Source organism: Rhodococcus sp. (in: high G+C Gram-positive bacteria) (genome assembly GCF_049591685.1).
Taxonomy (GTDB): domain Bacteria; phylum Actinomycetota; class Actinomycetes; order Mycobacteriales; family Mycobacteriaceae; genus Rhodococcoides.
Genome location: NZ_JBAWFH010000188.1, coordinates 1 through 7044, shown reverse-complemented (window position 1 = coordinate 7044; position 7044 = coordinate 1). Strand labels below are relative to the sequence as shown.

General features: G+C 65.8%; 6 protein-coding genes. 4 read left to right on the top strand and 2 right to left on the bottom strand.

Annotation, left to right across the window (positions count from 1 at the left end; genetic code table 11):
* Positions 1-870, top strand: an 870-nt coding sequence (locus tag WBQ44_RS08045; RefSeq protein ID WP_495566185.1) for a RecB family exonuclease, incomplete at its 5' end; no start/stop codon positions are given.
* Between the two features lie 59 nt (positions 871-929).
* The gene (locus tag WBQ44_RS08040) at positions 930-4289 is read left to right on the top strand and encodes an ATP-dependent helicase (protein ID WP_495566184.1); all 3360 of its coding nucleotides are present in this window, start codon (positions 930-932) and stop codon (positions 4287-4289) included.
* A gap of 5 nt (positions 4290-4294) precedes the next feature.
* Here the strand turns inward: WBQ44_RS08040 and WBQ44_RS08035 are convergent, their stop codons facing one another.
* On the bottom strand, positions 4295-4678 hold the full coding sequence (locus WBQ44_RS08035; protein WP_495566183.1) for a DoxX family protein: 384 nt from the start codon (positions 4676-4678) through the stop codon (positions 4295-4297).
* Positions 4679-4787: 109 nt separating this feature from the next.
* Between WBQ44_RS08035 and WBQ44_RS08030 the strand changes: the two genes are divergently transcribed.
* Positions 4788-5855: a potassium channel family protein gene (locus WBQ44_RS08030; RefSeq protein ID WP_495566182.1), complete on the top strand. Its 1068-nt coding sequence runs from the start codon at positions 4788-4790 to the stop codon at positions 5853-5855.
* Between the two features lie 25 nt (positions 5856-5880).
* Positions 5881-6786: an NAD(+) diphosphatase gene (gene nudC, locus WBQ44_RS08025; RefSeq protein WP_495566181.1), complete on the top strand. Its 906-nt coding sequence runs from the start codon at positions 5881-5883 to the stop codon at positions 6784-6786.
* Positions 6787-6840: 54 nt separating this feature from the next.
* Here the strand turns inward: nudC and WBQ44_RS08020 are convergent.
* Positions 6841-7044: glutaredoxin domain-containing protein (locus tag WBQ44_RS08020; RefSeq protein WP_495566180.1), on the bottom strand; the 204-nt coding region annotated here is incomplete at its 5' end.

Genomic DNA, 7044 nt, shown 5'->3' with positions numbered 1-7044 from the left:
GGAGTCAAAGGGGCACACCCCGACGAATGGTTCGGTGTCGGCGGAACGAGCACCGACGCTCCGTTGTGGACCGCGGCAGACGGGCCGGTTCCGTTGTCGCCGTCGACCGTCGAGCAGCTCAGCACGTGCCCGCTGCGCTGGATGCTCGATCGACACGGCGGGAACGACGGTGCCAACGCCCACGCGATCACCGGCACCCTGGTGCACACCCTGGTGCAGGCCGTGGCCGGCAACATGCCGCGCGAACAGCTCCGTCGTGCACTCGAAACAGCTTGGGATGCAGTGGATCTCGGTTCGCAGTGGTATTCGCGACACGAACTCGATCGCACCGGCGCCATGCTGGAGACGTTCGAGACGTGGCTGCGCGGCACCCGTGGGGAGCTCACGGAGGTCGGCGTGGAGGTCGAGGTGGACGGCGTTCTCGAGGCACGATCCGAGGAGGAGCCTGCCGTCGCGCTTCGTGGGCGCATAGACCGTTTGGAACACGATCCGGACGGACGCCCAGTCATCATCGATGTCAAGACAGCGAAAACGGTGATGTCCAAGGAAGACGCGCGCAACCACAATCAGCTCGCCACGTACCAGGTTGCGGCAGCTGCAGGCGCGATCTCGGGGGAGCCTGCCGCCGAACCGGGCGGTGCACGTCTGGTGTTCGTGGCCAAGCCGCACAACAAGGAAGGTGCCACGCAGCGCATCCAGGAGGCACCGACGCCGGAGAAGCTTCAGGAATGGCGAGACATGGTTCATGGCGCGGCGGCCGCGACTCAGGGTCCCGTTTTCGAGGCCTATGTCAACGACGGGTGCAGGCATTGCCCGGTCAAATCCAGTTGCCCGGCGCACGAGACGGGTAGGCAGGTGACAGAGACTTGAGTACTCGCAGCGCGACGGCCCGGCCGGCGCACAGACGGCGCGAACCCAGGATCGATCCGGTGGAACTGTCGCGGGCACTGGGACAGAAGCACCCTCCGACGGACGAGCAGGCTGCGGTCATCGCGGCGCCGCTCGGGCCCACACTCGTCGTCGCGGGAGCGGGCGCGGGCAAGACCGAGACGATGGCTGCGCGCGTCGTCTGGATGGTCGCCAACGAGCTGGTCGACCCGGACAGCGTGTTGGGGCTCACCTTCACCCGAAAAGCCGCCCAGCAGCTGACCTCCCGCATCAGAGCCCGGTTGGCGCGGTTGGCCGGCTCCGACGTGGTTCGGGCTCTCGACCCGAGTCTGGCTCTGCGCGAACGCATACTCAGCGGTGAGCCCGAAGTCAGCACCTACCACTCCTATGCGGGGCGATTGCTCACCGAACACGGTCTGCTGCTGCCCATCGAACCGTCTGCAACCCTGCTGTCGGAAACGGAGCTGTGGCAACTCGCGCACCGCGTGGTGAGCACATGGGACGGTGACCTCGACACCGATCGCAATCCGACATCGATCACCGAGGCCGTTCTCGCACTGTCGGGACAACTCGCCGAACATCTCGTGGAGCCCGACGACTTGCGGGGAGCGCACACGGATCTGGACAAGTTGGTGCACACGCTCGGGCCGGGACCAGGGCAACGCGGCGGCCCCACCAAAGCCCTGCTCGACATCGTCGACGCACAGCACAAGCGAGTTGCGCTGCTGCCGCTGGTCGAACGGCTCGCACAGACCCTTCGACGCGAAGGCGCCCTGGACTTCGGCAGCCAGATGTCGTTGGCCGCCCGGGTCGCGGCGGAGCACGACGAGGTGGGAAAGTCGGAGCGAGAACGGTTCAGGCTCGTCCTGCTCGACGAATATCAGGACACCGGTCATGCCCAACGGGTGCTGCTGTCTTCGCTGTTCGGCGGCGGCACGGACTCGACGCTTGCGTTGACGGCGGTGGGCGATCCCATGCAGTCCATCTACGGGTGGCGTGGCGCGTCCGCTGCCAATCTGCCGCGGTTCGCCACCGACTTCTCTCTGCCCACAGGGGAACCCGCGCCACGCCTCGAATTGTCGACCAGTTGGCGTAACCCTCCCGAGGCACTCGAACTCGCCAATCACATCACCGGCCCGCTGCGGCGATCCGGTGTACCCGTACCCACCCTGCGTGCACGTCCCGGGGCAATCGAGGGAGACATCAGGTTCGCGGTCTGTCCGACTGTGCTGGACGAACGAGAATGGATCGCGGACCGTATCGAGAACGAGTACCGCGTAGCCCTCGACGACGACAGGACGCCTCCTACTGCCGCGGTTCTCGTGCGACGGAACGCCGATGCCGAGCCCATCGCCGATGCACTGCGTGCCCGAGGGCTTCCGGTCGAGGTGGTGGGCCTGGGCGGCCTGCTCCACGTACCCGAGGTCGCGGACGTCATCGCGATGCTGCGGCTCGTTGCCGACCCCATGGCGGGTAGCGCGGCCATGCGAATCCTCACCGGATCGCGCTGGCAGATCGGCGCCGCAGACTTGCGGGCCCTCTCTCGTAGGGCCAGGGAACTGGGTATCCGCCGCAGCCACGGTAGTGCGGGTCTCGTCTTGGACGCAGCTGCGCTCGACGCCGCGCTCGAAAGCTCCCTTCCGGGTGAGCATTCCGAGGACGCGGGCCTGGCGGACGCCATTGCCGATCCCGGTCCTGCCGAACGATATTCCGACGTCGGGTTCCGACGGGTCACTGCGCTCGCTCAGGAATTGCATGTACTGCGCGACCGCATCGGGCAACCCCTGACCGAGTTGGTTGCGGACATCGAGCGCGCAATGGGAATTGCCATCGAAGCGCAGGCGCGTACCTCGGCAACCACCGCCGGATCCGTCGGACGTGAGCACCTCGACGAGTTCGCGGTGGTCGTCGCCGATTACGCCGACAACCCCACGGCCACCGTGACCGGGTTTCTTTCCTTCCTCGCTGCGGCCGACTCGGTGGAGGACGGTCTCGCGCCCGGCGAGGTGGAGGTCGCACCGCACCGCGTTCAGGTTCTGACGGTGCATTCGGCCAAGGGGCTCGAGTGGGAAGTCGTCGTCGTCCCTCACGTCTCGAAAGGAGTGTTCCCATCGTCGACCGCGTCGTCGACCTGGCTCGGTGCGATGGCCGAGCTACCGCCTGTTCTCCGCGGCGACCGGTCGAGGGTGGACGCGTCCGGTCAGATGTCGGAGGGCGTCCCGGTGCTCGAGCTGGACGACATTCACAATCGCAAGGACCTGCAAGATGCCGTCGACCGGCACAAGGACGCGTTGGCGCGGCGACGACTCGCCGAGGACCGCAGATTGTTCTACGTCGCGCTCACGCGAACGGAGCGTGCGCTCTTCGTCTCTGCTCATCAGTGGGACGAAACCAGCACGAAGCCCAGAGGGCCATCGGATTTCCTCGTCGAATTGAAAGCGCTGGTCGACGAACGTGCCGGGACGGGCGCGGCTCCGGTCGCCGTCGTCGATGAATGGGCGTCGGCCCCCGAGGCGGGGACTCTCAATCCTCTTGCTACGGAACCACATTCCGCTACCTGGCCGCGCGATCCGTTGGGCAGCCGGCGTTCGGCCGTGGAACGAGGCGCTCGCGCTGTTCTCGAAGCGCTGGGCACCCCCATGCAGGGCCCGGCATCCGACACCGATCCGAGCATCGCCGACCCGGAGGGCTGGACGGCCGACGTCGAGGCACTACTCGTCGAACGCGCGGAACGCTCCGACACGACAATCGACGTGCCGCTGCCCGACAATCTGTCGGTCAGTCAGTTGGTCGATCTTGCCGCCGATCCCGACGCGTTGGCTTCGAGGCTCCGCCGTCCGTTGCCGTTCCCTCCGAATCCGTTGGCGCGACGGGGAACCGCGTTTCACGCCTGGATCGAGCGCCGATTCGGCGCAACCCGACTGCTGGACCTGGACGAACTACCTGGTTCCGCCGACACCGGCGCGGCGGGGGACGTGGACCTCGAGGTGTTGCAGCAAGCCTTCGAAAGGTCGGCATGGGCGCTGCGCAGTCCGATCGAGGTCGAGGTTCCGTTCGAAACGTCCATCGCCGGAACGGTTCTGCGTGGCCGCATCGATGCCGTGTTCGCGGACCCAGACGGCGGATGGACGGTGATCGACTGGAAGACGGGTAAGGAGCCCACGGCAACGGAAGAGAAGTCGGTCGTGATGCAGCTCGCGGCCTATCGGCTGGCGTGGGCCGAGTTGATGTCCGCCTCGCAGCCCGGCGCCGCTCCCGTGTCGCTCGAGAAGGTACGTGCTGCATTCCATTACGTGCGCAGCAATCGCACCATCGCGCCGGACGACCTGCCGGACGAAAGCGAACTGGAAGCGCTCATCGAAGGTGCTGGCGAGTTCGCACTCCCCGGTTCGGAAGGGTGAGTGTGTCAGCCTCCCTTGCGTACCTTCAGTGCCTCGGTGATGAGCGGGACCTGAAGTGGCAGTCGCGCGATCATCGCGGCCTTCACCGCGGGCGACGTCTTGGCATTGGAGACGTAGCGCCGAGCCATGTCGATGTTCGCGGGGAAGACGGCCACGAACAGCGCCGCAGCCAGCCCACCGCCGAGGCGTCGCGTGCGCGGTACGGCAAGCGCTGCGGCCACCGCGAGTTCGGCCACCCCGGAAGCCTGGGTGTAGGTGCGAGGCTCGCCGGGCAAGGCCCGAGGAACCTGCATGTCGAAGAATTGCGGAGTGACGAAATGCAGTACCCCCGCGCCTCCCAACAACACCGCGAGACGAACAGCTGCAGCCTGACTTCCGCCCTGTGTCATGGGTACACCGTGCCACACGGTTCGCGCAGTTCGTGGGTCACAGCGCTGCAACGTCACCTGTGGGGGTTACGCTGCCAGCCGTGAACGATCGAAGAGGTGAGTAGGCGCCGTGGCAGGCAAACTGCGCGCCCGCCTGAGCGCCGGCGATACTCTGACGGACAGGCCGGACCATGCCCTGGTGGGTGTCCTTCGCGTTCCCGAACTGCAGAGCAGTCCGTGGCGCGCGATCTACCGTCGAGTCCTGATTGCCTTGGGCGCCCTGCTGCTCGCGGCTGTCATCGTGTACCTCGACCGAGACGGATATCGAGATGCTCAGGACAACGAACTGTCGTTCCTCGATGCGCTTTACTACGCGACGGTGTCATTGTCGACCACCGGGTACGGCGACATCACTCCCATCGCTCCGTCCGCTCGTCTGGTCAACATTCTGGTCATCACGCCACTTCGAATCTTCTTCCTCATCTTGTTGGTCGGTACCACCCTCGCGGTCCTCACCGAGCGGTCCCGGCAGGCATTCAAAATCCAGCGATGGAGACGTAAAGTGCGTAATCACACAGTGGTCATCGGTTTCGGCACCAAGGGCCGCACTGCCGTCGACGCCATGCTGGGCGACGGAGTTCCGGCGTCGGAGATAGTCGTCGTCGACACCGACCAAACCGTGCTGGACTCCGCGTCCAACATGGGGCTCGTGACGGTACACGGCTCGGCCACCAAGTCCGACGTCTTGAGATTGACCGGCGCACAGCATGCTGCGGCAATAATCGTCGCCACCAACCGAGATGACACCGCTGTGCTCGTCACGTTGACCGCCCGAGAGATCGCGCCCAAGGCAAAGATCGTCGCGGCAATCAGGGAGGCCGAGAACACCCACCTGCTGCGGCAGTCGGGTGCCAACTCGGTGGTGGTCTCCTCGGAGACAGCGGGCCGACTGCTCGGTATCGCCACCACGACCCCGAGCGTGGTGGAGATGATCGAAGATCTCTTGACGCCGGAAGCCGGATTCGCCATCGCCGAGCGGGAAGTCGAGCGGGACGAAGTGGGTGGATCGCCGCGGCACCTCGCCGACATCGTGCTGGGAGTCGTGCGAGACGGGAAGTTGTTCCGCGTCGGAACTCCCGAAGTCGACGCCATCGAAGCAAGCGACCGGTTGCTCTACATCCGCCGCGTCGGCGACTGAGCGACCGCGCAGTAGGGTCGTGTCCGTGCCAAGATTCGAACTCGACCGCCCACCCTTACTCTCCAGATCTCCGTTGAACCGCGCGGAAGAGCTGCGTAAGAACACCGATGCACTTCGGGCAGGGTGGCCCACCGGAAAGGTCCTACAGGTCGATCATCGTGGCCGACTCCGCGTCGACGAGTCGGGGCTGATCTACCTACCCGCCACCGAGGTGTCCGCTGAACCGGCGCCCGATGCGGTCTTCCTGGGTGTCGACGACGGTCGGCACCTGTGGGCCCAGCGCGTGGGCGTACTGGACGGAGAATTGGGCGACCTTCGTACCGTTGGCGAAAAGCTCGACGAGAACCAACTTTCCATACTGACGAGCGCCCTGGCCATCCTCAATTGGCATGCGAGCGCCAGTTTCAGCGCGCTCGACGGCGCGGCCACCATGCCCAGTGCAGCGGGATGGTCACGAACCAGCACATCCAGCGGACACGAGGAATTCCCCCGCACCGATCCAGCGGTGATCTGCCTCGTCCACGACGACGCAGACCAGGTCCTGCTGGCCAGAGCTCCGGCGTGGCCCGAGCGTCGATTCTCGGTGCTGGCGGGCTTCGTCGAGGCCGGTGAGTCGCTCGAAACGTGCGTCCTTCGCGAGATCAAGGAAGAGGTCGGGCTGACGGTCTCCGACATCACGTACCTGGGGAGTCAGCCGTGGCCGTTTCCCCGGTCGATCATGATCGGGTTCGCAGCCGTAGCCGACCCCGCCGAACCCCTCGAGTTCCTCGACGGGGAGATCGCGGAAGCGCACTGGTTTCACCGCGACGAGGTACGGAGCGCACTGGCGCTCGGAGACTGGGCATCCGACTCGGACGCGCGGCTGCTGCTGCCGGGATCGATCTCGATCGCCCGCGGCATGCTCGAAGCATGGGCCGCAACCGGCAGTTAGAGGGTGCCGGTGCGTCCGAGTCGGGGAGTGCCAGTGGTGAAAGCTAGGCGGAGCCTACTGACCCAACGCGCGCTTGACGGCAGCCAACGTCGGGTTCGTGGCTGTTGTGCCGTCGGCGTAGAGCACGGTCGGTACGACGTGGTTTCCGTTGTTGACGCTGCCGACGAAATCGGCCGACTTCGGGTCCTGCTCGATGTCGATCTCCGCGTACCCGATTCCGGCCTCGTCGAGTTGGGTCTTGAGTCGACGGCAGTATCC

Excerpts from the sequence above, each read along its gene's own strand:
- WBQ44_RS08035 (WP_495566183.1), bottom strand. The coding sequence starts at position 4,678 with ATGACACAGGGCGGAAGTCAGGCTGCAGCTGTTCGTCTCGCGGTGTTG.